The sequence below is a fragment of the Streptomyces sp. NPDC058697 genome, from assembly GCF_042715345.1.
Lineage (GTDB): Bacteria > Actinomycetota > Actinomycetes > Streptomycetales > Streptomycetaceae > Streptomyces > Streptomyces liliifuscus.
This window is the reverse complement of record NZ_JBHXSU010000026.1, coordinates 105,844-131,542: the sequence shown is the minus strand read 5'-3', so window position 1 is coordinate 131,542 and position 25,699 is coordinate 105,844. Positions and strand designations below refer to the sequence as shown.

Below are 25,699 nucleotides of genomic sequence, written 5' to 3'. Positions count from 1 at the left end.
CCCCTGGGTACCCAGGGGCGCGGGGAACTGCGCAGTCTTTTGGTCTTTTGGGGGTTCGGGGGCGGAGCCCCTGAGTAAGTGACGGGAATGGGTAGGGGCGGCGGGGGCGAGAAAACTACGCCGGTGGAAGCGTGTTCCACTCCGTGATGACCGGGCGGTCGTGTTCCGTGGAGAGCCGGCTGAGCGTGCCGGTTCCGAGCTGGAACAGGCGGCCGTCCGCGGCGGAAAGACCGAGGCGTCGAGCGGTCAGGACACGCAAGAAGTGGGCGTGCGCGACAAGCACCACGTCACCGTCCCCGAGCGCCTTCTCCGCCCGGGCCAGCACACGATCCGCCCGCTCACCCACCTCGTCGGCGGACTCGCCCGCATGACCGTCCGGCCCCGCCGGCACCCCGTCGTTCCACAGATACCAGTCGGGACGAGTCCGGTGGATATCGACGGTGGCGATACCTTCGTACGCCCCGTAGTCCCACTCGTGCATGTCCGGATCGGACACCGCCCCGGTCAGCCCCGCCAGCTCCGCGGTCCGTATCGCCCGCCCGAGGGGACTGGTGAGCACCAGCGCGAAGTGCCGCCCGGCGAACAGCGGGACGAGGGACTTGGCCTGTTCCTCACCGCGCTGGGTGAGGGGCAGATCGGTCCAGCTGGTGTGCCGGCCCGACCTGCTCCACTCGGTCTCGCCGTGCCGGACGAGAAGAAGGTCACCCATGACTGCTGACCCCTACTTCGCGGACTCGACGGCGTGGCCGCCGAACTGGTTGCGCAGCGCCGCGACCATCTTCATCTGCGGCGAGTCGTCCTGCCGGGACGCGAACCGCGCGAAGAGGGAGGCCGTGATGGCGGGCAGCGGCACGGCGTTGTCGATGGCCGCCTCGACGGTCCAGCGGCCCTCGCCGGAGTCCTCCGCGTAGCCGCGTAGCTGCTGCAGGTGCTCGTCCTCGTCCAGCGCGTTGACCGCCAGGTCGAGCAGCCAGGAACGGATGACCGTGCCCTCCTGCCAGGAGCGGAACACCTCGCGCACATCCGTCACGGAGTGCACCGCTTCGAGGAGCTCCCAGCCCTCGGCATAGGCCTGCATCATGGCGTACTCGATGCCGTTGTGGACCATCTTCGAGAAGTGGCCGGCGCCCACCTTGCCCGCGTGCACGAACCCGGCGTCGCCCTCCGGCTTGAGCGCGTCGAAGATCGGCTGGACCTTGGCGATGTGCTCGGCGTCGCCGCCGACCATCAGGGCGTAGCCGTTCTGCAGGCCCCAGACACCGCCCGAGACACCGGCGTCCACGAAGCCGATGCCCTTGGCCGCCAGCTCCTCGGCGTGCTTCTCGTCGTCCGTCCAGCGGGAGTTGCCGCCGTCGACGACGGTGTCGCCCGGCTCCAGCAGGTCCCCGAGCTCGTCGATGACGCCCTGGGTGGGGGCCCCGGCCGGGACCATCACCCAGACCACGCGCGGGCCTTCGAGTTTGCCGACCAGTTCGGTCAGGCCGCTGACGTCGGAGAGGTCCGGGTTGCGGTCGTAGCCGATCACGGTGTGGCCCGCGCGGCGGATCCGCTCGCGCATGTTGCCGCCCATCTTGCCGAGGCCGATGAGCCCGAGCTGCATCGCAGTCATGTCAGTTCACTTCTTTCGCAGAGTGCGGTACGTGGCCACGAGGGCGGCGGTGGAGGGGTCGAGACCGGGGACGTCGGCGCCCTCGGTGAGGGCGGGTTCGACGCGCTTGGCGAGGACCTTGCCGAGCTCGACGCCCCACTGGTCGAAGGAGTCGATGTTCCAGATCGCGCCCTGCACGAACACCTTGTGCTCGTAAAGGGCGATGAGCTGGCCGAGCACCGACGGGGTCAGCTCGGCGGCCAGGATCGTGGTCGTCGGGTGGTTGCCGCGGAACGTTCGGTGCGGGACCTGCTCCTCGGGCACCCCCTCGGCGCGTACCTCGTCGGCGGTCTTGCCGAACGCGAGGGCCTGGCCCTGGGCGAAGAGGTTCGCCATCAACAGGTCGTGCTGGGCGGCGAGTTCGGCACCCAGCTCGTCCACCGGGTTGACGAAGCCGATCAGGTCGGCCGGGATCGTCTTCGTGCCCTGGTGGAGCAACTGGTAGTACGCGTGCTGGCCGTTGGTGCCGGGCGTGCCCCACACGACGGGCCCGGTCTGCCACTCGACGGGGTGTCCCTCGCGGTCCACGGACTTGCCGTTGGACTCCATGTCCAGCTGCTGCAAGTACGCGGTGAACTTGGACAGGTAGTGCGAGTACGGCAGCACCGCGTGCGACTGGGCGCCGAAGAAGTCGCCGTACCAGACGCCCAGCAGGCCGAGCAGCAAAGGCGCGTTGGACTCGGCGGGAGCCGTCCTGAAGTGTTCGTCGACGAGCCTGAAGCCGTCGAGCATCTCCCGGAACCCGTCCGGGCCGATCGCGATCATCAGCGACAGGCCGATCGCCGAGTCGAACGAGTAGCGGCCGCCGACCCAGTCCCAGAACTCGAACATGTTGGCCGTGTCGATACCGAAGTCCGAGACCTTCTCGACGTTCGTCGACAGCGCCACGAAGTGCCGGGCCACGGCCTCGGACCCACCGCCGAGACCGGCGAGGAGCCAGGAGCGCGCCGAGGTCGCGTTGGTGATCGTCTCGATGGTGGTGAAGGTCTTCGAGGCGACGACGAACAGCGTCTCCGCCGGATCCAGGTCCCGCACCGCCTCGTGCAGGTCGGCCCCGTCCACGTTCGACACGAAGCGGACCGTCAGCTCGCGGTCGGTGAAGGCGCGCAGGGCCTCGTACGCCATCGCCGGGCCCAGGTCCGAGCCGCCGATGCCGATGTTGACCACATTGCGGATGCGCCTGCCGGTGTGGCCGGTCCACTTGCCGGAGCGGACCTGCTCGGCGAAGTCGGCCATCTTGTCGAGCACGGCGTGCACCTTCGGCACGACGTTCTCGCCGCCGACCTCGACGACCGTGTCGAGCGGGGCGCGCAGCGCGGTGTGCAGCACGGCCCGCCCCTCGGTGACGTTGATCCGCTCGCCGCGGAACATCGCGTCCCGCAGCCCGAACACGTCGGTGGCGGTGGCCAGTTCCTGGAGCAGCGCGAGCGTCTCGTCGGTGATCAGGTGCTTGGAGTAGTCGATGCGCAGGTCACCGACGCGCACGCGGTAGCGCTCGGCGCGCTCCGGGTCCGCGGCGAACAGTTCGCGCAGCTGCGGATGGAGGAGCGGGCCCGCACGGTGGTCCTCCAGGGCCGTCCACTCCGGGCGGCGGGTGAGCCTGGGCGTCCGGGGCTCGGACGGAGGCGTGTCAGGCACGGCTCTCCTCCCTCGCGGAGTCGTCGCCGCGCAGGGCGACGGCGTACATCTCGTCCGCGTCCAGGCGCCGCAGCTCCTCGGCGATCAGCTCGGAGGTGCTGCGGACCTTCAGCGCGAGGGTGCGCGAGGGCTGACCCGGCAGCGACAGCGTCGCGAGGGGACCCTCGGGACGGTCGATGATGATCTCGCCGCCCTTGGTGCCGAGCCGGACGGCGGTGACGACCGGCCCCGCGGTCACGACACGGTCGACCGGGACCTGGAGGCGGGCCTCCAGCCAGCGGGCCAGCAGTTCGGCGCTCGGGTTCTCGGCCTCGCTCTCCACGGCGGCCGAGGTGACCTTCGTACGGGACTGGTCCAGGGCGGCCGCGAGCATGGAACGCCACGGGGTCAGCCGGGTCCAGGCCAGGTCGGTGTCGCCCGGCGCGTACGAGGCGGCCCGGGCCTCCAGGGCCGCGAGCGGTGTCTCGACCGCGTACATGTCGGTGATCCGGCGCTGGGCGAGGGCGCCCAGCGGGTCCTTGGCCGGAACCTCGGGCGCGTCCACCGGCCACCACACGACGACCGGCGCGTCCGGCAGCAGCAGCGGCAGGACCACCGAGTCCGCGTGCTCGGACACCTCGCCGTACAGCCGCAGCACGACCGTCTCGCCGGTGCCGGCGTCGGCGCCCACCCGGACGTCGGCGTCGAGGTGCGAGTTGGTGCGGTCGCGCGGGGTGCGGACGTGCCGCTTGATGACGACCAGGGTGCGCGAGGGGTGCTCGTGCGAGGCCTCCTCGGCCGCCTTGATCGAGTCGTAGGCGTTCTCCTCGTCCGTGACGATGACCATCGTCAGGACCATGCCCACGGCAGGCGTGCCGATGGCGCGGCGGCCCTCCACCAGGGCCTTGTTGATCTTGCTTGCCGTTGTGTCGGTCAGGTCGATCTTCATGGCCTGCGCCAGCTCCGTCCGTCTCGTGCGAGCATCTCGTCGGCTTCCCCGGGACCCCAGCTGCCCGAGGCGTACTGCGCCGGCCTGCCGTGCTTGTCCCAGTACTCCTCGATCGGATCGAGGATCTTCCAGGACTCTTCCACCTCCTGGTGTCGGGGGAAGAGATTGGCGTCGCCGAGCAGGACATCCAGGATCAGCCGTTCGTACGCCTCCGGGCTGGACTCCGTGAACGACTCGCCGTAGGCGAAGTCCATGGAGACGTCCCGGATCTCCATCGACGTACCCGGCACCTTCGATCCGAAGCGCACCGTCATGCCCTCGTCCGGCTGAACACGGAAGACGATGGCGTTCGCACCGAGCTCCTCCGTGGCGGTCGAGTCGAACGGGGAGTGCGGGGCGCGCTGGAAGACGACAGCGATCTCCGTGACCCGCCGGCCGAGCCGCTTGCCGGTCCGCAGGTAGAAGGGGACGCCCGCCCAGCGGCGGTTGTCGACCTCCAGCTTGACGGCCGCGTACGTGTCGGTCTTCGACGCGGGGTCGATGCCCTCTTCTTCGAGGTAGCCGGGCACCTTGGCGCCGCCCTGCCAGCCCTCCGCGTACTGCCCGCGCACGGTGTGCTCGCCCAGGTTCTCCGGCAGCCGCACCGACCTGAGGACCTTGAGCTTCTCGGTGAGCAGCGAGTCGGCGTCGAAGGCGATGGGCTCCTCCATGGCCGTGAGGGCCATCAGCTGGAGCAGGTGGTTCTGGATGACGTCACGGGCCGAGCCGATGCCGTCGTAGTACCCGGCCCGGCCGCCGATGCCGATGTCCTCGGCCATCGTGATCTGTACGTGGTCCACGTACGACCGGTTCCAGATCGGTTCGTACATCTGGTTGGCGAAGCGGAGCGCCAGGATGTTCTGGACGGTCTCCTTGCCGAGGTAGTGGTCGATCCGGAAGACCTGCTCCGGGTCGAACACGTCGTGCAGGACCTTGTTCAGCTCGCGGGCGCTCTTGAGGTTGTGGCCGAACGGCTTCTCGATCACCGCGCGCCGCCAGGAACCCGCCGGGGCGTCGGCCAGCCCGTGCTTCTTGAGCTGCTTGACGACCTTCGGGAAGAACTTCGGCGGTACGGAGAGGTAGAAGGCGTAGTTGCCGCTGGTGCCCCGGGAGGCGTCCAGCTCCTCGACGGCCGCGCGCAGTTGCTTGAACGCCTGGTCGTCGCCGAAGTCGCCCGGGATGAACCGCATGCCCTCGGCGAGCTGCTGCCACACCTCCTCGCGGAACTCCGTACGGGCGTGTTCGCGCACCGAGTCGTGGACGATCTGGGCGAAGTCCTCGTCCTCCCAGTCGCGCCGGGCGAAACCGACGAGGGAGAAGCCCGGCGGGAGCAGCCCGCGGTTGGCCAGGTCGTAGACGGCCGGCATCAGCTTCTTGCGGGCCAGGTCGCCGGTGACACCGAAGATGACCAGACCGGACGGCCCGGCGATCTTCGGGAGACGGCGGTCGCCGGGGTGGCGCAGGGGGTTGTCCCAGTCGGACGCGAGGTCCAGCGCCTGGGCGAGGGAGTCGGGCCCGAGGTCTGCGGTGGTGGTGTCCGGCGCCTCCGGTTTCGCGGCGGCGGTCGCGGCCGGTGCCGTTCCGGATGCCTTCGCCGAGGCTTTCTTGGGACGCTTGTCGCTCATTCTCCGTCAACTCCCTTGCGGCTCAGTGAGACGGCGACCGCGTCGAGCAGTTCGCCCCAGGCGGCCTCGAACTTGGCGACGCCCTCGTCCTCCAGCTGCCGTACGACCTCGTCGTACGAGATGCCCTGCTTCTCGACGGCCTCCAGGTCGGCGCGGGCCTGGGCGTAGGTGCCCGTCACCGTGTCGCCGCGGACCTCGCCGTGGTCGGCGGTGGCGTTCAGCGTGGCCTCCGGCATGGTGTTGACCGTGCCGGGCGCGACCAGCTCGTCGACGTACAGCGTGTCCTTGTAGGCCGGGTCCTTGACGCCGGTCGAGGCCCACAGCGGACGCTGCTTGTTGGCGCGCCCGCCGAGGGCGGTCCAGCGGTCACCACGGAAGACATCCTCGTACGCCTCGTACGCGAGCCGCGCGTTGGCGAGCGCCGCCCTGCCCTTGAGCGCGAGGGCCTCGGCCGTCCCGCTCTTCGCCAGCCGCTTGTCGATCTCGCTGTCGACGCGGGAGACGAAGAAGGAGGCCACGGAGTGGATGGTGGAGAGGTCGAGGCCCGCGGCGCGCGCCTTCTCCAGACCGGCCAGGTAGGCGTCCATCACCTCGCGGTAGCGCTCCAGCGAGAAGATCAGCGTGACGTTGACGCTGATCCCGCGGCCGATGACCTCGGTGATCGCGGGGAGACCGGCCTTCGTCGCCGGGACCTTGATCATCACGTTCGGGCGGTCGACCAGCCAGGCGAGCTGCTTGGCCTCGGCGACCGTCGCCGTCGTGTCGTGGGCGAGGCGCGGGTCGACCTCGATGGAAACCCGGCCGTCCCGGCCGCCGGTCGCGTCGTACACCGGACGCAGGATGTCGGCGGCGGCGCGGACGTCGGCGGTGGTCATCATCCGTACGGCCTCGTCGACCGTCACGCCGCGCGTGGCGAGGTCGGCCAGCTGCTCCTCGTAACCCTCGCCCGAGCCGATCGCGGCCTGGAAGATGGAGGGGTTGGTGGTGACGCCCACCACGTGCCTGGTCTCGATGAGCTCGGCGAGGTTGCCCGACGTGATCCGCTTGCGGGACAGGTCGTCCAGCCAGATGGAGACGCCTTCGGCGGAAAGGTTTTTGAGGGTTTCCGCGCTCGCGGTCGTGGTCGCTTCGGTGGTCGCGGTTGCTTCGGTCACAGTGATCATCTTCCTTCGTGCGAGCAGATCAACCGCGCGCGGCGGTGAGGGATTCCCGGGCGGCGGCGACGACGTTCTCGGGGGTGAAGCCGAACTCGGCGAACAGGGTCTTGGCGTCGGCGGAGGCGCCGAAGTGTTCGAGGGAGACGATGCGTCCGTGGTCACCGACGTACCGGTACCAGGTCAGAGCGATGCCCGCCTCGACCGCCACGCGGGCCTTCACGGACGGCGGAAGCACGCTCGCGCGGTACTCCGGCGACTGCTCCTCGAACCACTCGACGGACGGCATCGAGACCACGCGCGTGCCGACCCCCTCGGCTTCGAGCTGCTCGCGCGCGGCGACGGCCAACTGCACCTCGGAACCGGTCGCGATGAGGATCACGTCCGGGGTCGCGGTGGAGGAGTCGCGCAGGACGTAACCGCCCTTCGCCGCCTCGGGGTTGGCCTCGTACGTCGGCACACCCTGACGGGTGAGGGCGAGGCCGTGCGGGGCCGGGTTCGTGGCGTGCCGCTTGAGGATCTCGGCCCAGGCGATCGACGTCTCGTTGGCATCGGCGGGGCGCACGATGTTCAGGCCCGGGATGGCGCGGAGCGAGGCGAGGTGTTCGACCGGCTGGTGGGTCGGGCCGTCCTCGCCGAGGCCGATGGAGTCGTGCGTCCAGACGTACGTCACCGGCAGCTGCATCAGAGCCGACAGGCGGACCGCGTTGCGCATGTAGTCGGAGAAGACGAGGAACGTGCCGCCGTAGATCCGGGTGTTGCCGTGCAGCGCGATGCCGTTCATCTCGGCGGCCATCGAGTGCTCGCGGATTCCGAAGTGGACGGTTCGGCCGTACGGGTCGGCCTCCGGCAGCGGGTTGCCCTTCGGGAGGAAGGACGACGTCTTGTCGATGGTCGTGTTGTTCGAACCGGCCAGGTCGGCGGAGCCGCCCCACAGCTCGGGGAGCACATCGCCGAGCGCCTGGAGGACCTTGCCGGACGCGGCACGGGTCGCGACCGACGTGCCGGCCTCGAACGCCGGGAGCGCGGACTCCCAGCCCTCGGGGAGCTGACCGGCCACGATCCGGTCGAAGAGCTTGGCGCGGGCGGGCTGCGCGGTGCGCCACTCGGCCAGCTGCTTGTTCCAGGCGGTGTGCGCCTCGGCGCCCCGGTCGAGGGCCTTACGGGCGTGGTCCAGGACCTCGTCGGCGACCTCGAAGGTCTGCTCCGGGTCGAAGCCCAGGAGGCGCTTGGTGGCCGCGATCTCCTCGGCGCCGAGCGCCGAGCCGTGCGAGGCCTCGGTGTTCTGGGCGTTCGGGGCGGGCCAGGCGATGATCGTGCGCATCGCGATGATCGAGGGGCGCCCGGTCTCGGCCTTCGCCGCGGAGAGGGCCCCGTACAGCGCGTTCGGGTCGATGTCGCCGCCGAGCGCGGGCTCGATCCGCTGCACATGCCAGCCGTACGCCTCGTACCGCTTCAGCACGTCCTCGGAGAAGGCGGTGGCGGTGTCGCCCTCGATGGAGATGTGGTTGTCGTCGTAGACGAAGACGAGGTTGCCGAGCTTCTGGTGGCCGGCGAGCGAGGACGCCTCGGCGGAGATGCCCTCCTCCAGGTCGCCGTCGGAGACGATCGCCCAGACGGTGTGGTCGAAGGGGGACTCGCCCTCCGGGGCCTCGGGGTCGAACAGGCCGCGCTCGAAGCGGGCGGCCATCGCCATGCCCACCGCGTTGGCGACGCCCTGGCCGAGGGGGCCCGTGGTGGTCTCGACCCCGGCCGTGTGCCCGTACTCCGGGTGGCCGGGCGTCTTCGAGCCGTGCGTGCGGAACGCCTTGAGGTCGTCCAGCTCCAGCTCGTACCCGGAGAGGAAGAGCTGGGTGTAGAGGGTCAGCGAGGTGTGGCCGGGGGAGAGGACGAAGCGGTCACGGCCGGTCCACTCGGGGTCAGCGGGATCGTGTCGCATCACCTTCTGAAAGAGGGTGTACGCCGCCGGTGCCAGGCTCATGGCGGTGCCGGGGTGGCCGTTGCCGACCTTCTGCACGGCGTCCGCCGCAAGCAGACGGGCCGTGTCGACGGCCCGCCGGTCCAGGTCGGTCCACTCAAAGCTGTCAGGTGTCTGCGTGCTCATCTTCAAGAAGTCCTTGGTAGAAGCCCAGTAACTGCTCGGTTGCGTTCAAACTTAAAAGTCAGACTTTTGCCGGGGAAGGTGGCCCTGTGTCAGCCTTTGGTGAAAGTGGGACAACGACTGCGGGACCGAGCCGACGCGAGAAGGACATGGCGGACAGAAGCACCCAAGAAGGTGACAGCGGTGGCGGTGGCACCGGCGACGGGATCAGAACCTTTCCCTTTCCCGTCGACCTGAGCGTCTGCGGAGTCGGCATGCAGGTCGGCCCGATGGAGCCCGGCCGGACCTGGCACGCGAACGAGGCGATCGAGCGCGTCCACCGCATCGACTTCCACGTGGTCATGCTCTTCGGGGACGGCCCGGTCCGGCACATGGTCGACTTCACCGAGTACGAGGTCTCCGCCGGCGAGCTCCTGTGGATACGCCCCGGCCAGGTCCACCGCTTCTCCGGCACGGAGGCGTACCGCGGAACGGTCCTGATCATGCAGCCGGGCTTCCTGCCCCGCGCCACGGTCGAAGCGACCGGCCTCTACCGCTACGACCTGCCGCCCCTGCTCAGGCCCGACCCGGCCCAGCTCGCCGGACTGGGGACCTCGCTTGCCCAACTGGAGCGCGAGTACGTCGACTCGACCACGCTGCCGCTCAGCCTGCACACCTCCGTGCTGCGGCACTCCCTGACCGCGTTCCTGCTCCGTCTGGCGCACCTCGCCGCCGGCTCCGCCGACGCGGCACGCGACCAGGACCAGGCGGACACCACCTTCACCCGCTTCCGCGAGGCGGTCGAGAAGGGCTTCGCCACCAACCACAGCGTCAGCGCGTACGCCGACGCCCTCGGTTACTCCCGCCGCACCCTCGTCCGGGCGGTCCGCGCGGCGACGGGCGAGACCCCGAAGGGCTTCATCGACAAGCGGGTCGTCCTGGAGGCCAAGCGGCTCCTCGCCCACACGGACATGCCGATCGGCCGCATCGGGGTCTCGGTGGGCTTCCCCGACGCGGCCAACTTCACCAAGTTCTTCCACCAGCACACCGGGGTGGCACCGGTGGCGTTCCGGGCGGAACTGCACTGAGAAATCAGCGGAGTTGAGGGAGACAGAGGGAGACAGAGAGAGGGGGCGGGCCTGTTCGGCCCGCCCCCTCCTCGCCGACTCGCCTCTCAGCGGGCGAAGTTGAACCAGTTCACGTTCACGAAGTCCGCGGGCTGGCCGCTCGTGAAGGTCAGATAGACGTCGTGCGTCCCGGTGACGTTGCTGATGTTCGTCGGGACGGTCCGCCAGCTCTGCCACCCGCCGGTGTTGGCGAGCGCGAAGGTGCCTATCGGTGCGTTCGTACGGCTGTCGAGGCGGACCTCGACCAGGCCGCTGGCGCCGCCCGCTATACCGCTCGCGACCCGGGCGCTGAACTGTCTGGCCGCCGTGGAGCCGAAGTTGACGCCTCGGTAGAGGGCCCAGTCGCCGTTGGCGAGGGCGCCGATGTTCTGGCCGCCGCCGGAGTCGGTCGTGGTCTCGGTGATCGTGCCGCTCTGACCGTCGAACGACTCGGCCTGGATCGCGCTGTACGCGTCACGGTTTCCGGTCGGCGGAGGTGTGGTGCCGCCCCCGGACTGCAGCACCTGCACGTAGTCGACGACGAGTGGATGGCCGGGCACGGTGGCGCCGTCCGGACCGCCGCCGAAGGCGTCCACGAAACCGCCGCCCATCGCCACGTTCAGGATGATGAAGAAACCGTGGTTCGTGGCGTTCGACCAGGTCGTCGCGTCGACCTGGTTCGCCCGTACGGTGTGGTAGTTGATGCCGTCGACGTAGAAGCGGATCTCCTCCGGGCTCGTCGACCGGTCCCACTCCATGCCGTACGTGTGGAAGCCCGCCTGGCAGGTCGTGCCCGGGCAGGCGGTGGAGCCGCCGAGGCCGGTCGTCTCGTTGCAGGGGCCGCCCGGGTTGGTGCCGCAATGCATCGTGGACCACACGGTGTTGAGACCCTGCACGTTCTCCAGGATGTCCAACTCACCGACGCTGGGCCAGTTCTGGTAGTTGCCGCGGTAGGGCGCGCCCAGCATCCAGAACGCCGGCCAGTAGCCGCGGGCGGCGGCGCCCGTCACGTTCGGCATCTGGATCCGGGACTGGACGCGCAGCTTGCCGCCGGCGGGCGGTTGGAAGTCGGTGCGGTTGGTCTCGATACGGCCCGAGGTCCAGTTGCCCGCGGCGTCGCGGCGCGGGGTGATCCGGAGGTTCCCGGCGCCGTCCAGTGCCACGTTGTTGGTGCTGGACGTCATGTTCTCGATCTCGCCCGTGCCCCAGTTGGCGGGCCCGCCCGGGTAGCCGTGGCCGGTCGCGTACTGCCAGTTCGAGGTGTTGACGCCGGTGCCCGCTGTGCCGTTGAAGTCGTCGACGAAGACCTGGGTCCAGCCGCTGGGCGGCGCGGGCGCGTCCGCCTCTGCCGCCGATGCCCCGGCCGCCGCCAGGCTGAGCACGCTGACCAGCGCGATGAGCGTGCGTCGGAGTGGACCGCGTCTGACGGGTGTGCCTGAAGTTTCCCTCATGGGTGCCTCTTCGGGTACGGAGTGGGGGTGCGCGGGTGATTCGGGGGTGCGTGGGAGCATTTGAGAGCGCTCTCAAATCAGCTGCGCGGCCAATGTGCTCTTCGGCACTCCGGTCGTCAAGAGGTAAAGCAGAGAAAGCCCTCAGGGGGCAGGGGAGTTCACACCATGAAGGGGGACGGATCGGGTGGGGAGCGAGGGACGGATCGGACTGCGTCCGCGCCCTTGGCGTCACGCAGGCCGACGCACCCGGGGGCCACGGTCCGGGTCCTGTTCGGTCACGTGTCGGAGAAGGGGCGTGCCCCGGGGCGGCGGCCTGGGGAATGTGTGGGCATGGCGAGACGCGGGGGATGTCTGATCAACGGATGCCTGGGTGTGCTGCTGCTCGGTGTCGCCCTCGTCGCCCTCGTGGGGGTGGGGACCTATGTGGACTTCCGAAGCGACGAGGACAAGGCACGCGACCAGGTCGAGGCGGGCGCCGAACGGGCCGAGGCCGAGCTGTCTGGAGCGGCCGAGGACGGCACGCTCCTCGGCACGGAGATCTCCAGGGCCGTACGCGGTGGCGAGGTGCGCCGGCAGGGCCGTGACGTCACGGTGACCGCCCAGTTCATCGGGCAGGTGAACGGCTGGTACGTCGGCGGCATCTCTGCCAGGGACTGCTACCGCTTCGAGGTCGTCCCGCCTGCTGCCGCCGTGCGGGAAAAGGTCGAGGAGAGGTGCGGTTACGCCCTGAAGTCGACGCGGCGGGATCCTGCGGCGGTCGCCGACGACGTGGTCGTGGAACTGCGGTCGGCGGTGGCCAGGGGAGGGGTCGCGGCCGCGGGCACCGCGCAGGTGTGGCGGACCCCGGGCATCACCGTCGAGGACATCGAGACCGAGGGCGGCCGACTGACCAGCCTTGTATGGCTGGACGGAGGCACCGGACAACAGGGCAGGGACTGCTACGAGTTCAGGGCGTCCGAGTCCTCCGTCACCGCCAAGAGGCTTGAGCCGGAGGGCTGTTACCGCCTCCAGTGACTCATTGCTGCCATGGCGTCCGTCCGCGGACGGATACGGTCCTTCCATGTCCGACTCGACCGATGCCACCTGCGAGCGCAACGCCGAGGTCGTCCGCCGCTACCTTCGGGTCTTCGAGACGAAGGAAGTCGCCGAGTTCGAAGTTCGCCGCCGGCGATCGGGTCACCGTGGCCTTCACCCTGACGTACACCCATGACCGCAGCGGCCGGGATCTCACCATGACCGGAGTCAAGTCCTACCGGCTCCGAGAAGGACGGATCGTCGAGTACTGGGGCGAGACCGACCTCTACGGCCTTCTCCGCCAGGCCGGACTCGTACCCGAGCAGATTCCGCCGTTCTAGGCCCCGGTCCGGAGGGGCCGGGGCCAACGCTCGCTGCCGCGCGGGGAGTTCAGGTCTGCCTGTGACTTCAGTGCTGCTTGGTGAGTTCGGGCTCGGCGGGCCGTGCCTGTTCGTGCAGCCCGAACCGGTCGTGGGCCCGCCGCAGCCGCTGGGGTGCCCACCAGGCGCGTCGGCCGAGCAGCGCCATGGTCGCCGGGACGAGGAGCATGCGTACGAGGGTCGCGTCGATCAGTACCGCGAGGGTCAGGCCGAGGCCGATCTGCAGGATGGGTGCGAAGCCGCCCGTCATGAAGGCGCCGAAGACGACGGCGAGCAGCAGCGCGGCACAGCTCACGACGCGTCCCGAGCGGCGCAGGCCGGTGACGACCGCCTCCCGTTCGTCGCCCGTCCGCAGCCAGGTCTCGCGCATCCGGGCGAGGATGAACAGCTCGTAGTCCATGGCGAGCCCGAACGCGATCGCGATGATCAGCGGAGGTGCGGTCAGGCTCAGCGCGCCGAGTTCCTGGGAGCCCAGCACCGAGGCCAGATGCCCGTCCTGGAACACCCACACCACCACTCCGAGCGCGGCACCCAGGCTGAGCAGTGTGGTGACGATGGTGCGCAGCGGGATCAGGACCGAGCCGGTGAAGGCGAAGAGCAGGAGGAAGATACCGCCCAGGACGGTGACGGCGGCCCAGGGCGCGCGGTCGCCGAGCATCGCGCGGAAGTCGACGAGACGGGCTGCGACACCGGTGACCTCGACGGGCTCGTCACCCCGTATGTCCCGTACGCGCTGGACCAGTTCGGTCGCCTCCTTGCCGTCGGCGCTGCCACCCGGCCGCAGGTTCAGGACCGTCGTGCCGCCCGGCAGCTCACGGGACTCGGCGCCCGGCGAGAGGGCCCGGATCCGGTCGGCCGTCGAGGAGTCGGTGCCCGGCTTCAGGACCACGGTCACCGGCGAGACTCCGGTGCCCGGCGGGAAATGCGCCTCCACCGTGTCGTCCAGCTGGCGTGCCTCCGTGCTCGACGGCAGCTGCTGGGCGTCCCCGATGTTGATCTTCATGCCGGTCACGGGCAGGGCGAGGATGAGTAGGGCGACGGCGGAGGCGGCCGTCACGACGACCGGACGGCCCGTGGCGAACCGGGCGAGGCGGGCGAAGACACGGCCCTCCTCACCGGCGGGCTTCGCGCGTGCCGGGGCGATCTTCCCGCCGAAGCGGGCCAGCAGCGCCGGCAGCAGGGTGAGCGCGGCCAGCATGTCGACGACCACCACGGCGGCCACGGCGAGGCCCATGCTGCGCAGGAACGTGCTGGGGAACACCAGCAGACCGGTGAGGCTGACGGCCACGGTCAGGCCGGAGAAGAGGACCGTGCGGCCGGCGCGGTCCACCGTGCGGTGCACGGCCTCCACCACGTCGTCGGTGCTGCGGCGTTCCTCGCGGAAGCGGACCACCATCAACAGCGCGTAGTCCACGGCCAGTCCGAGGCCGAGCATGGTCGTCACCTGGATCGCGTACACGGAGATGTCGGTGAACTGGCTGAAGCCGAACAGCGCCAGGAACGCGCCCGCGATGCCGCTGACCGCGACCAGCAGGGGCAGCCCGGCGGCGCGCAGTCCGCCGAAGATGACGAGCAGCAGGACGAGAACCACCGGCAGCGAGATGATCTCCGCGCGCGCCACGTCCTCCTGGGCCCGCTCGCCGAGCTGCTGCCCCAGCAACGGGCCCCCGCTGACGTGGACTTCGGGCGCCTTGATCTCATGGATACGGTCACTGGCCGTGTCCAGGACCTTCTCCTCCGCCTCGTCGTCGAGGCCGCCCTTCAGCGTCACCGGGATGACCAGGGCCTGCCCGTCCTCCGCGAGGAGACCGGGCGTGTCGTACGGGTCCGGCACGGCCGCGATGCCGGCGGCGTCGCGGAGGTCGGCGACGGCGGCCTCGACCTGGGTGCGCAGCCCGGGGTCGGACACCGCCGTGCCGCCGACCACCGCGGTGATCGACTCGCCGACGGGGTCGATGCCGTCGAGGTGTACGGCGGCCCGGTCCGACTCGGTGCCCGGCACGTCCGGTACGGAGTCGCTGAGCCGTCCGAACACGCCCGTCCCGAGCCCGAAGCCGAGCAGCAGGAAGAGCAGCCAGAGGCCGATCACGGTCAGGGGGCGGCGAGTTGACGCCCTGGCGATGGTGGCTAGCACGGGGTGCCTCCCGGCGGGGTCGGCGGTTCTAGGAGTTGCCCCAGACTCGCGTGGCCCGCCCCGCCCGCGGATCGCCGAAGGGAGCGGTTTCCCTGGATCCCTCGCGCGGGTGAGTGGGTGGGTTGGCTCCGCCGTACGGGGGATGTGCGGCTGCGGGTGCGTGGGGGTTGCTCGCGCAGTTCCCCGCGCCCCTTAAAAGCAGGGGGCCAGGCCCCAGCCCCTTTAGGGGCGCGGGGAACTGCGCGACCAGCCCCCACCGGGCCGCACCCGACGAACCACCCCGAACGGTCAGTTCGACCCCGGGGTCACCAACCCCGACTCGTACGCCCGGATGACCGCTTGGACCCGGTCCCGCAAACCCAGCTTGCCCAGCACGTTGCTGACGTGAGTCTTCACGGTGTGCTCGCTGACGAACAACGTCGTCGCGATCTCCGCGTTGGAGAGCCCGCGGGCCAGCAACCGCAGGGTCTCCTCCTCGCGAGCCGTCAGGACGTCGAGCCGTACCGTCGAGGGCGGCGGCGCCGACGCCTCGGCCCGCCGTCGCTGGATGATGTCGGCCACCAGCCGCCGCGTCACCGACGGCGCGAGCAGCGAGTCGCCGGCCGCGACCACGCGCACCGCGTGGACCAGGTCGTCCCGGCGCACGTCCTTGAGTAGGAAGCCGCTGGCGCCTGCGTACAGCGCTTCGTACACGTACTCGTCGAGGTCGAACGTCGTCAGCATGACCACGCGGCACCCGGACTGCGCGCAGACCAGCCGGGCCGCCTCCAGGCCGTCCATCCGGGGCATGCGGATGTCGAGCAGCAGCACGTCGGGCGTATGCCGTTGCACCGCGGCCACCGCCTCGACGCCGTCCCCGGCCTCCGCGACCACCTCGATGTCGGGCTGCGCTTCGAGGATCATGCTGAACCCGCTGCGGACCAGCTCCTGGTCGTCGGCGACCACCACGCGGATGCTCATCCCAGGGCCGCCTGCCGGTCGGCGGCCACCGGAAGGCGTACGGCGACCCGGAATCCGCCGTCGGGGCCGGGTCCCGTGCGGGCCGTGCCCCCGCAGGCGGCGGCCCGTTCGCGGATCCCGATCAGGCCGTGGCCGGCCCCGCCCTCACTCCCGCGCCCGCTTCCGCCGCGTTCCGCGGGGCCTTGCCCGTCGTCCGTCACCGTGAGCGTCAACTCGTCCTCCGTCCAGTCGAGTTCGACCCGCGCCAGGGAAGCGTACGCGTGCTTAACGGTGTTGGTCAGGGCCTCCTGGACCACGCGGTAGGCGGCGACCTCGGTGTCCGGGTGCAGCGGACGCGGCTCGCCGGTGGAGTGGAGCTCGACGCGCAGAGCGGTGGACTCCGCGACCTGCCGGACCAGGTCGGTCAGGGCCGCCACACCGGGCTGCGGCAACCGGGCGGACGTACCGTTCACCGGCTCGTCCTTGAGCACGCCGAGGATCCGCCGCAGCTGGTTCATCGCGTCGCGCCCCGCGGCGGCGATGGCGTCGAACGCCGTCTCCGCGCGCTCGGGATCGCTGCGCACCACCACGGGCCCGGCCTCCGCCTGCACCACCATGAGGCTCACCGCGTGGGCCAGGATGTCGTGCATGTCCCGGGCGATCCTGGCCCGTTCCCGCGCGACCGCCCGCGCGGTCTCGGCGGCCCGCTCCCGCTCCAGCCGGCGGGCCCGGTCCTCCAGCGCCGCCGTGTACGCCCGCTGGAGACGGGACAGCATTCCGAACCCGTACGCGCTGACGCAGCTCAGCAACTGGAAGGCGTACTCGAAGGGTTGGGCGCCCTCCTTGTGCATCATGGTCAGCGACACCCCGGCCAGCCACCCCACCAGCATGAAGCGCCGCTGCCAGGGCGGGGCGATCGCGGCCAACGTGTAGAGCACGACCAGGCCGCCGTACATCACGTCGGGCGGCGGCGCGTGGTAGACCGCCATGGCGGGCGTGAACACCGAGACACCGCAGGCCGCCAGGAAGGGTGCCCGCCGCCGCCACACCAGTGGCACCGCCGTACCGGCGCCCAGCAGGAACCCCTGCCAGGTGAGGCGGTCGTCGCCGTCGTCGGGGAACATCCACTGCAGCGAGGCGGCGAACAGCACCAGTGCGGCGAGCGCGGCGTCGACGACGTACGGGTTGGCCGCGCGTAGGCGGGCGACGGCAGGTGTGATCCAGGACTGGGCTGACACGGACATACGCGGCTCCTCGGGGCAAGGGCCGTCCCAGTATCGGGTGACCGCCGGGCCGCGTCCTCACCGGTGAGAGGGATATCCGGGGCCCGCGCTCCGGGCAGGGACCTGTCTTCCCCGGACGGGGCTCGCCTTCCCGACGGGGCTCGCCTTCCCGGACGGGGCTCGCCTTCCGGCGGGGCTCGCTCTCCCGTACGGGGGCCGCCTTCCCGACGGGGCTAGCCTTCCCGTACGGGGCTCGCCCTCCCGGACAGGGCGCGCCTCCCCGACGGGGCGCCCGTTCCCAGGACGACAAGACACGCCCGCCCTGTCACTACCGTTCCGGCTGCCACCCCAGCGCCCGTGAGATGCCAAGCGCAGCGAGCCGTACCGCCGGGATCAACGCCGGTGTCTGCGCGTCGCGTTCGGGCACCACGACCGAGACGGCCGCGGCCACTGAGCCGTTCGCCGCACGGACCGGCGCGGCCACCGACAGCGCGTCGTCGGTGATCTGACGGGTGCTCACCGCCACGCCCGAGCGCCGGACTTCGGCCAGGGCGCGGCGCAGCGTGGCCCCGTCCGTGATCGTGTGCGGGGTGAACGCGGCCAGCGGTCCGCCGCAGTACGTCTCCTGGAAGGCGGTCTCGCAGTGCGCGAGCAGCGCGAGGCCCACGCCGGTCGCGTGCAGCGGCCAGCGGGCGCCCACCTGGATCTTCACGCCCACGGCCGAACGGCCGGAGATCCACTCGATGTAGACGACCTCGGAGCCGTCCCGGACCGCCAACTGCACGTTCTCGTGGGTGGCTTCGTACAGGTCCTCCAGATACGGCAGCGCGATCTGCCGCAGCGCGAGACCGCGCGGGGAGAGCGCCGCGATCTCCCACAGGCGCAGGCCCACGTGGTAGATCCCGGACGGGTCGCGCTCCAGGGCGCCCCAGTCGCTGAGCGCGCCCACCAGCCGGTGGGCGGTGGTGAGGGAGAGCCCGGCCCGGCGGCTGATGTCCGTGAGGGAGAGCGCCGGGTGTTCGTGGTCGAAGGCGGCGAGCACGGCCAGGAGGCGGTCGGGGGCGGACGCCGCGGTCATCGGCCGGGACCGGTCATGCGTCGAGGCCGGTCATGTGTCGAGCTCCGCTTCGGCGACCCGCTGCAGCAGCGTGTGCAGGGTGTCCCGCTCGGCGGGGTCGAGGGGCTTGAGCAGGTCGTTCGTCACCCGCAGACCCGCCTCGTCGGTGTCGCGCAGAAAGGCGCGGCCGTCCTCGGTGAGCACCACGATGCGGCTGCGGCGGTCGTCGGGGGAGGGGCGGCGCGCGGCGAAACCGAGCTTCTCCAGGTCGTCCACCAGACCGACGATCGCGCTCGGGTCGTAGCCGAGCCGCGAGCTCAGCTCCCGCTGGAGCGCGCCCTCGGAGGTGGCCAGGAACCGCAGCAGCGCGTAGTGCCGCAGCCGCAGCCCGGACTCCTGGAGGAACGTGTTGAACAGCTGCCCCGACCGCAGTCCCAGCCGGTACAGGAGATAGCCGGTGTCCGAGTGCAGCCCGCGCATCCACGGCTCCTGAGAGTCGATGGCGTCGGGGGGCGTGGCGTGCTGCTGGCCGGCGATGGCGGGCTCCCTGGGCCGGGCCCCCGCGGGGGCGGTGCGTTTGTGTTCCTCACAGCATGCCGCACGGACGAGTCAGCAACAACTATTGACGACAACAATGATTGTCTTTAGCTTCGATCTCGGAGCGCTCCGAACTCGTAGTGCTTCGATCTCGTAGCCGTCCTGCCTCCCGCAGGTGATCCGTTTCTCGAAGGGACCGTCGTGCCCAGCATCGATCTCACCGGCAAGGTCGCCGTCGTCACCGGCTCCGGCCGTGGCCTCGGCCTGGCCTATGCGCACGCCCTGGCCGCCGCAGGCGCCTCCGTGGTCGTCAACGACGTGGACGAGGACGTCGCCGAGCAGGCCGTCAAGGCAATCACCGAGGCGGGCGGCAGCGCCGTGGCCGAGGTGGTCCCGGTCGGCACCACCGAGGCCGCGGACCGCCTGGTGGGCCGGGCGGTGGAGGAGTTCGGCCGCCTCGACGTCCTGGTCACCAACGCGGGCATCCTCCGGGACAAGGTCCTGTGGAAGATGACCGACGAGGACTTCGACGCGGTGATCACCACTCACCTCAAGGGCACCTTCACCTGCGCCCGCGCCGCCGCAGTACGCATGCGGGAGCAGGGCGAGGGCGGCACGCTGATCCTGGTCGGCTCCCCTGCCGGACAGCGCGGCAACTTCGGCCAGACGAACTACGCCGCCGCCAAGGCCGGCATCGCCGCCATGGCCCGTACGTGGTCGATGGAGCTGGGCCGCGCGGGCATCACCGTCAACGCGATCGTGCCGGTGGCCGCCACCGCGATGACCGAGACCATCCCCGCCTTCGCGCCCTACATCGAGGCCATGCGAGGCGGCGAGCCGCTGCCGGACTTCCTCCGCAAGGGCGAGGGCTTCGGCACCCCCGAGGATTGCGCCGTACTCGTCCCGTTCCTGGCCTCCGAAGCCGCGCGCGGGGTGACAGGCCAGGCCATCGGCATCGGCGGCGACAAGGTGGCCCTGTGGTCCCACCCCCAGGAGATCAAGGCGGCGTACGCTGACGGTGGCTGGACCCCCGACTCCCTGGCCGACGTCTGGCCGGCCTCGCTGGGCGCCGAGCCGCAGTCCGTCGGCATCCCCGCCCCGAAGTTCCCGGAGGCGTAGACGATGACGACCATCGACGTCGAGGAACTCGTCGCGATCGACGTTCACACCCACGCCGAGGTCTCCTCCAAGGGCACCTCGTCCCTGGACGACGACCTGCACGAGGCCTCCAGCGCCTACTTCAAGGTCGAGGGCAAGCGGAAGCCGACCCTGGAGGAGACCGCCGCCTACTACCGCGAGCGGAAGATGGCCGCCGTGATCTTCACGGTCGACGCCGAGTCCGCCACCGGCACCGAGCCCGTCCCGAACGAGGAGGTCGCCGAGGCGGCCGCCGCCAACCCGGACGTACTGATCCCCTTCGCCTCCATCGACCCCTTCCGCGGCAAGGCCGGAGTCAAGCGGGCCCGCCGCCTGGTCGAGGAGTACGGGGTGAAGGGTTTCAAGTTCCACCCCAGCATCCAGGGCTTCTTCCCCAACGACAGGTCGGTCGCGTACGAGCTGTACGAGGTGATCGAGGAGACCGGCACGATCGCCCTCTTCCACACCGGACAGACGGGCATCGGGGCGGGCGTCCCGGGCGGCGGCGGGATCAGGCTCAAGTACTCCAACCCGCTGCACGTGGACGACGTCGCCGCGGACTTCCCGCACCTCAAGATCATCCTGGCGCACCCGTCGTTCCCCTGGCAGGACGAGGCACTCGCGGTCGCCACGCACAAGCCGGGCGTCCACATCGACCTGTCCGGCTGGTCGCCGAAGTACTTCCCGCCGCAGCTCGTGCAGTACGCGAACACGCTGCTCAAGGACAAGGTGCTGTTCGGTTCCGACTACCCGGTCCTCACCCCGGACCGCTGGCTGGCCGACTTCGCGAAGCTCTCCATCAAGGACGAGGTCAGGCCGAAGATCCTCAAGGACAACGCGGCCCGGCTGCTCGGGCTGACGAAGCCATAGCGGCAGCCATGTGCAACGAAGGACAGGGGCACCCCATGTGCAATGAAGGACAGGGGCACGGACATGCGCAATGAGGGACTGGGGTCGTGGCCCGCACGCCGGGCCCGCAAGACCCCGCACCGCACCGCCCTGATCCACGGCGACACCACGGTCACCTACGCCGGGCTGTACGAGCGCACCACCCGCCTCGCACACGCCCTGCGCGACTCCGGGGTGCGCCGCGGCGACCGCATCGCCTACCTCGGCCCGAACCACCCGTCCTACCTGGAGACACTGTTCGCCGCGGGCACGCTCGGCGCGGTCTTCGTACCGCTCAACACCCGCCTCGCCGGGCCCGAGATCGCCTACCAGCTCACGGACTCCGGCGCGAAGGCCCTCGTGTACGGGCCGTCGTTCGCCGGCCTGGTCGCGGGACTGCCGGGCAACAGCGACGTGCGTACGTACGTCGAAGTGGGCGCCGAATACGACCAGTTGCTCGGCGCGGCCGCCGACGAGGCGATCGACGAACCCGTCACCGCCGACGACACCTGCATCATCATGTACACCTCGGGCACGACCGGCCGGCCCAAGGGCGCGATGCTCACCCACGGCAACCTGACGTGGAACGCGGTCAACGTCCTGGTCGACCAGGACCTGATCACCGACGAACGCGCCCTGGTCTCCGCCCCGTTGTTCCACACCGCCGGGCTGAACATGCTGACCCTGCCGGTCCTCCTCAAGGGCGGCACCTGCGTCCTGGTCGAGGCCTTCGATCCGGCGGCCACCCTCGACCTGATCGAACGGCACCGCATCACCTTCATGTTCGGCGTGCCCACCATGTTCGAGCACGTGGCCCGCCATCCGCGCTGGGCCGACGCCGACCTGTCCTCCCTGCGCATGCTCAGCTGCGGCGGCTCACCCGTGCCGACCCCGCTCATCGCCGCCTACCAGGAACGGGGCCTCACCTTCCTCCAGGGCTACGGCATGACCGAGGCCTCGCCCGGCGTGCTCTTCCTGGACGCCGAGCACGCGGTGAGCAAGGCGGGATCGGCGGGTGTGCCGCACTTCTTCAGCGACGTACGTGTCGTACGGCCCGATCTCGCCCCCGCCGAGATCGGCGAGACCGGGGAAGTGGTCGTACGCGGGCCGCATGTGATGCCCGGCTACTGGGGGCTGCCCGACGAGACCGCGGCCGTGTTCCACGACGGCTGGTTCCGCAGCGGGGACGCCGCCCGGATCGACGAGGACGGCTATGTCACCATCGTCGACCGCATCAAGGACATGATCATCTCCGGTGGCGAGAACATCTACCCCGCCGAGATCGAGGACCAGCTCCTCGCCCACCCCGACATCGTCGAGTGCGCGGTCATCGGCGTGCCCGACGAGAAGTGGGGCGAGGTGCCGCGTGCGGTCGTCGTGCCCCGCGAGGACGTCGAGCTCGACCCCGACGAGGTCCTCGCGTCCCTCGCCGGACGCCTCGCCAAGTACAAGATCCCGAAGTCGGTGGTGCTCGCGGACGAACTGCCGCGGACGGCCTCCGGCAAGCTCCTCAAGTCCCGGGTGCGCAAGCGGTACGGGACGCGATGACCCTCCGAACTCCCCTCAAGGAACAGGCACTTATGACCATCACCGTGAACGGCATCGACGAACTCAAGAAGCTCGCCGGCAGCGACCTCGGCACCAGCGAGTGGATCGAGGTCACCCAGGAGCGCATCAACACGTTCGCCGACGCCACGGGGGACCACCAGTGGATCCATGTCGACGAGGAGAAGGCCAAGGCGGGGCCGTTCGGTGCGCCCATCGCGCACGGGTATCTCACCCTCTCGCTGTTCATCCCGCTCTTCACCGAGCTGCTGGATGTGCAGGGGGTCACCACGAAGGTCAACTACGGCCTCAACAAGGTCCGTTTCCCCTCGCCGGTGAAGGTCGGCTCGCGTATCCGGCTCGTCGGAAGGCTGGCTGATGTCGAGGACGTGCCGGGGGGTGTGCAGATCGCGGTTGACGGGACGATTGAGATCGAGGGGGCGGCCAAGCCGGCGGCTGTGTTGCAGAGTTTGTCCCGTTTTTATGTGTGAGCGTTCTGCTGGGAGCGCCGTTTTTGTCCGCGGGTTCGTTGTGGCTGGTCGCGCAGTTCCCCGCGCCCCTACGGGGCTCGTACCGGTACCAGGTCGAGGAGTTGCTCCGCCGACTCCCTTGCCAGCGGGGTCAGGCGGGCGTACACCGTGCGGAAGGTCTTCTCGGCCTGTTCGGCGGGCCAGTTGTCCGGGAGGTGTTTGACCGGGAGGCGCGGGTCGCGTCGGACGACCTGCAGCCACTCCGTCGACAGGCGCAGCCGCAGGGCGAGGGCCTCGTCGGCGGCGGGCTCGGTCGTCTCCCAGCGTTGCCAGCGATGCGCGAACGCCTCGTAGCGCGTGGCCAGTTCGTCCAGCGCCCAGGTCTCCTCGATCATGGCGCCGATGTCCATGCCCGCGTCCGCGTGGGCCCGGAAGATCTTCACATGGGCGGACAGGCCGAGCTCGGTGACGAGTGCGGAGACGTCGGCCTCGCCGGGTGCGATCCACAGTCCGCCGAACAGCGGGCCGAAGCCGCTCCAGGTCAACTGCGCGCGCAGATCGTGGCGTTGACGCTGCCAGGACTCCGGCAGCGAGAAGCCGAGCAGCGTCCAGGAGCCGTCCCACTGCCGGTTGACGGCCCCGTCCTCCCAGATGCGCTGCTCGCCGTCCCGCAGCACGGACTCCGAGCGCTCGGTCAGCCCGAAGTACATACGGCGTCCCTCGCGCTGCCGCCTGAGCAGATCGCGGCCCACCATGCGCGTCAGCGTCGAGCGGGTCGCGTGCTCGCCGACGCCCGCGCGCCCGAAGACGTCGATGACGCTCCCCGAGTACACGCAGACGTCACGGCCGAGCACCTGGTCACCCAGGAACGACAGCATGAGGGACTGGGGCCGCAGCGCCTCGTCAGTGGTCACCGGCCCACGGTACGCCCGTCGATCAGCTCGTGACCAGGTAGTACGGGCGCACCGGGCACCTCAGGACCGGCCACCCCAGCACCGGTGGCCCCAGGACCGGCCTCACCGGTGGCCGGCCACCTCCACGAACACCGGGTTGGAGTAGAACCACGTGTCGAGCCACGGGTCACCGTCGCCCGGCTTGTGCGGGATCGGCCCGTGCGGGTCGACCGACGCGCCCAGGTACCCGGCGCCGTGCCGGTTGCCGTCGCTGCCGCGCAGCCGCACGTAGAAGGACTCGTCCCCGGCGGTCAGCGGGATGCGCAGGGTGTACGTGCCCTTGCGCCCTGACACGTCCGCCGTGTGCACGACCTTGGTGGCCGGCGCCCGCCAGCTGTCCCGGTCGGCCGCCGGACCGCGCACCGCGCCGCGGATCACGTCCACGTGGGCCAGCTCGGGCAGGATGTCGTGCGGGTTGGGCCGCGAGGCCGTCGTCACGGTGACGTTCAGGGTGAGCTTCTCGCCCTTGCGGACGCGCAGCCGGCTGCCCAGTGTGACGCCCCGGCCGTGGTCGCAGTCCCGCTTCAGCCGTACGTCGAGACCGTCGAGCAGATGCCCGTGGTCGAGCCAGACGCGGCCCGCGCGCAGGCCCGCCATCACCGCGCGGTAGCCGTAGCGGGACACACCGACGTGGGTGCGGCTGAACTGGCCGGGCCAGAAGTCGCCGCCGGGCTGTGGCTCGGTGGTGTTGACCGGGTCGGGCAGCCGTCCCGTGTTGTCGAAGTTCTGCCCCGGCGGCCAGTCGCCGTTCTTCCAGGTGTCGAACACCACCCGGTGCACATCGGAGTTGGTGGTGATCGTGAACAGCCTGCCCTCGGAGAGCATGGCGTCCCACATGCCGCCGACGGTCGCCGTCATCCAGTCGAAGCCGCCGTACGTGACATACGCGTCCGTCGGATAGCCGGGCCAGGAGTCCGCCGAGGGCTTGTTCTCGTACTCGCCGCGTATCGACGTCGGACCGCGCCAGCCGGGGATGGCCCCGCCCTGGGCGCCGGGCGCGCCCTCCATGCCGATCATGATCTCGGGGGCCGCGTCCCGCCAGTTCCGCATCTCGTGCGGGGAGTCGATGCCCAGGCGCGATGGGTGGTTGGCGAAGACCAGTACGTCGTCCACGTAACCCGAACGGCGTTGCGAGGCCAGCCACTTGATGGCCTTGACGGCGTGCGCCTCGTTGCGCGGGGTGTCGGGGTGGGTGGGGGCGCCCGCCGTGTAGCCGAGCAGCTTGCCGTCGTAGGCCAGCTCGAACTTCGTGAGCAGGTCGACCTCGTGGCGGCCGGGCGCCGCGAAGATCGTGCAGTGCTCGGCGCCCGGGATGTACCACTCCAGGCCCTGGAAGATCAGCTGACGCGGGTTCGCCGCGCGGGCCTTGAGGATCTCCTTGTGCTCCAACTGCGCGCCGTACTTGGCGTGCCCGAAGTTGGAGTGCTCGTTGAACACCATCCAGTCGAGGCCGTACTCGGCGCCGGCCTGCGCGACCTGGTCGAAGGTGTACTTGGCGTCGTGGCTGTAGACGGAGTGGACGTGGTGGTCGCCGACGAGGTAGGCGAGGCGCGGGTCGTTGCCGCCGAAGCCCTTCGCACTCGCCATGGCGGGCGTCGCCAGCGACCCGGCGGCGAAGGCGGCGCCGAACAGGCCCGCACGGCGCATGAGTTGACGTCTGGACACGCCCTGCGCGTCCAGGGCGGCGGGGGAGACGGACGGATCTGCCCAGGCGGGCAGCTGCTGCTCGGTCATGGTCTGGTGAGTCCCTCGG

At 70.4% G+C, this 25,699-nt stretch carries 22 protein-coding genes; 7 read left to right on the top strand and 15 right to left on the bottom strand.

Features of this window, described 5'->3' with window-relative positions:
• Nucleotides 1-115: 115 nt before the first annotated feature.
• Genes ACFWXQ_RS38950 through tkt form a run of 7 tightly spaced genes read right to left on the bottom strand, consistent with a single transcriptional unit; the run spans nt 116 to nt 9,136 of the window.
• Nucleotides 116-709 carry a histidine phosphatase family protein gene (locus tag ACFWXQ_RS38950; RefSeq protein WP_383952510.1) on the bottom strand — a complete coding sequence of 198 codons (594 nt, stop codon included), beginning with the start codon at nt 707-709 and terminating at the stop codon, nt 116-118.
• Between the two features lie 12 nt (nt 710-721).
• Nucleotides 722-1,600 (bottom strand): phosphogluconate dehydrogenase (NAD(+)-dependent, decarboxylating), encoded by an 879-nt coding sequence (gene gnd / locus ACFWXQ_RS38945; RefSeq protein ID WP_200401400.1) that lies wholly within the window; start codon nt 1,598-1,600, stop codon nt 722-724.
• A gap of 15 nt (nt 1,601-1,615) precedes the next feature.
• A complete protein-coding gene (pgi, locus tag ACFWXQ_RS38940) occupies nt 1,616-3,286 on the bottom strand; it encodes a glucose-6-phosphate isomerase (protein WP_383952512.1) in 1,671 nt (556 codons plus the stop codon).
• Complete coding sequence (opcA, locus tag ACFWXQ_RS38935) at nt 3,279-4,214, bottom strand: glucose-6-phosphate dehydrogenase assembly protein OpcA (RefSeq protein WP_383952514.1); 936 nt, start codon at nt 4,212-4,214, stop codon at nt 3,279-3,281. The genes pgi and opcA overlap by 8 nt, the downstream gene beginning before the upstream one ends.
• The gene (gene zwf, locus ACFWXQ_RS38930; RefSeq protein ID WP_383952516.1) at nt 4,211-5,878 is read right to left on the bottom strand and encodes a glucose-6-phosphate dehydrogenase; all 1,668 of its coding nucleotides are present in this window, start codon (nt 5,876-5,878) and stop codon (nt 4,211-4,213) included. Before zwf ends, opcA begins: the two co-directional genes overlap by 4 nt.
• Nucleotides 5,875-7,041: a transaldolase gene (gene tal, locus ACFWXQ_RS38925; RefSeq protein WP_383952518.1), complete on the bottom strand. Its 1,167-nt coding sequence runs from the start codon at nt 7,039-7,041 to the stop codon at nt 5,875-5,877. The genes zwf and tal overlap by 4 nt, the downstream gene beginning before the upstream one ends.
• A gap of 19 nt (nt 7,042-7,060) precedes the next feature.
• Nucleotides 7,061-9,136, bottom strand: coding sequence for a transketolase (gene tkt / locus ACFWXQ_RS38920; RefSeq protein WP_383952520.1), 2,076 nt, complete (start codon nt 9,134-9,136; stop codon nt 7,061-7,063).
• A gap of 146 nt (nt 9,137-9,282) precedes the next feature.
• Between tkt and ACFWXQ_RS38915 the strand changes: the two genes are divergently transcribed.
• Complete coding sequence (locus tag ACFWXQ_RS38915) at nt 9,283-10,200, top strand: helix-turn-helix domain-containing protein (protein ID WP_383952522.1); 918 nt, start codon at nt 9,283-9,285, stop codon at nt 10,198-10,200.
• Between the two features lie 86 nt (nt 10,201-10,286).
• Here the strand turns inward: ACFWXQ_RS38915 and ACFWXQ_RS38910 are convergent, their stop codons facing one another.
• On the bottom strand, nt 10,287-11,669 hold the full coding sequence (locus tag ACFWXQ_RS38910) for a glycoside hydrolase family 16 protein (protein ID WP_383952524.1): 1,383 nt from the start codon (nt 11,667-11,669) through the stop codon (nt 10,287-10,289).
• A gap of 330 nt (nt 11,670-11,999) precedes the next feature.
• On the opposite strand from ACFWXQ_RS38910, the gene ACFWXQ_RS38905 reads away from it, so the two are divergent.
• The gene (locus tag ACFWXQ_RS38905) at nt 12,000-12,683 is read left to right on the top strand and encodes a hypothetical protein (protein ID WP_383952526.1); all 684 of its coding nucleotides are present in this window, start codon (nt 12,000-12,002) and stop codon (nt 12,681-12,683) included.
• A 62-nt stretch (nt 12,684-12,745) separates the two neighbouring features.
• Nucleotides 12,746-13,024 (top strand): ester cyclase, encoded by a 279-nt coding sequence (locus tag ACFWXQ_RS38900; protein WP_383952528.1) that lies wholly within the window; start codon nt 12,746-12,748, stop codon nt 13,022-13,024.
• 67 nt (nt 13,025-13,091) lie between these two features.
• On the opposite strand, the gene ACFWXQ_RS38895 is transcribed toward ACFWXQ_RS38900, so the two are convergent.
• From ACFWXQ_RS38895 to ACFWXQ_RS38875, 5 genes are all read right to left on the bottom strand, one after another.
• Nucleotides 13,092-15,197: an MMPL family transporter gene (locus ACFWXQ_RS38895; RefSeq protein WP_383952530.1), complete on the bottom strand. Its 2,106-nt coding sequence runs from the start codon at nt 15,195-15,197 to the stop codon at nt 13,092-13,094.
• A gap of 288 nt (nt 15,198-15,485) precedes the next feature.
• The gene (locus ACFWXQ_RS38890) at nt 15,486-16,157 is read right to left on the bottom strand and encodes a response regulator transcription factor (protein WP_266492645.1); all 672 of its coding nucleotides are present in this window, start codon (nt 16,155-16,157) and stop codon (nt 15,486-15,488) included.
• Nucleotides 16,154-17,380 carry a sensor histidine kinase gene (locus ACFWXQ_RS38885; RefSeq protein ID WP_383944107.1) on the bottom strand — a complete coding sequence of 409 codons (1,227 nt, stop codon included), beginning with the start codon at nt 17,378-17,380 and terminating at the stop codon, nt 16,154-16,156. Before ACFWXQ_RS38885 ends, ACFWXQ_RS38890 begins: the two co-directional genes overlap by 4 nt.
• Nucleotides 17,381-17,687: 307 nt before the next feature.
• Nucleotides 17,688-18,437: an IclR family transcriptional regulator gene (locus ACFWXQ_RS38880; protein ID WP_383944110.1), complete on the bottom strand. Its 750-nt coding sequence runs from the start codon at nt 18,435-18,437 to the stop codon at nt 17,688-17,690.
• Between the two features lie 30 nt (nt 18,438-18,467).
• Entirely contained in the window at nt 18,468-18,896 is a 429-nt protein-coding gene (locus ACFWXQ_RS38875; RefSeq protein ID WP_383944112.1) for a MarR family winged helix-turn-helix transcriptional regulator, read from the bottom strand.
• A 258-nt stretch (nt 18,897-19,154) separates the two neighbouring features.
• On the opposite strand from ACFWXQ_RS38875, the gene ACFWXQ_RS38870 reads away from it, so the two are divergent.
• The 4 genes from ACFWXQ_RS38870 to ACFWXQ_RS38855 all read left to right on the top strand — a co-directional run bounded on the left by ACFWXQ_RS38870 (nt 19,155) and on the right by ACFWXQ_RS38855 (nt 23,014).
• Nucleotides 19,155-20,072 carry an SDR family oxidoreductase gene (locus ACFWXQ_RS38870; protein ID WP_383944115.1) on the top strand — a complete coding sequence of 306 codons (918 nt, stop codon included), beginning with the start codon at nt 19,155-19,157 and terminating at the stop codon, nt 20,070-20,072.
• Nucleotides 20,073-20,084: 12 nt separating this feature from the next.
• A complete protein-coding gene (locus ACFWXQ_RS38865; protein WP_383944170.1) occupies nt 20,085-20,960 on the top strand; it encodes an amidohydrolase family protein in 876 nt (291 codons plus the stop codon).
• Between the two features lie 63 nt (nt 20,961-21,023).
• Nucleotides 21,024-22,526 (top strand): o-succinylbenzoate--CoA ligase, encoded by a 1,503-nt coding sequence (gene menE / locus ACFWXQ_RS38860; protein ID WP_383944117.1) that lies wholly within the window; start codon nt 21,024-21,026, stop codon nt 22,524-22,526.
• Between the two features lie 32 nt (nt 22,527-22,558).
• The gene (locus tag ACFWXQ_RS38855; RefSeq protein WP_383944120.1) at nt 22,559-23,014 is read left to right on the top strand and encodes a MaoC family dehydratase; all 456 of its coding nucleotides are present in this window, start codon (nt 22,559-22,561) and stop codon (nt 23,012-23,014) included.
• 68 nt (nt 23,015-23,082) lie between these two features.
• On the opposite strand, the gene ACFWXQ_RS38850 is transcribed toward ACFWXQ_RS38855, so the two are convergent.
• Together ACFWXQ_RS38850 and ACFWXQ_RS38845 are read right to left on the bottom strand one after the other, a co-directional pair.
• Entirely contained in the window at nt 23,083-23,907 is an 825-nt protein-coding gene (locus tag ACFWXQ_RS38850; RefSeq protein WP_383944123.1) for a PaaX family transcriptional regulator C-terminal domain-containing protein, read from the bottom strand.
• A 102-nt stretch (nt 23,908-24,009) separates the two neighbouring features.
• The gene (locus ACFWXQ_RS38845) at nt 24,010-25,680 is read right to left on the bottom strand and encodes a PHP domain-containing protein (protein WP_383944126.1); all 1,671 of its coding nucleotides are present in this window, start codon (nt 25,678-25,680) and stop codon (nt 24,010-24,012) included.
• Nucleotides 25,681-25,699 lie beyond the last annotated feature (19 nt).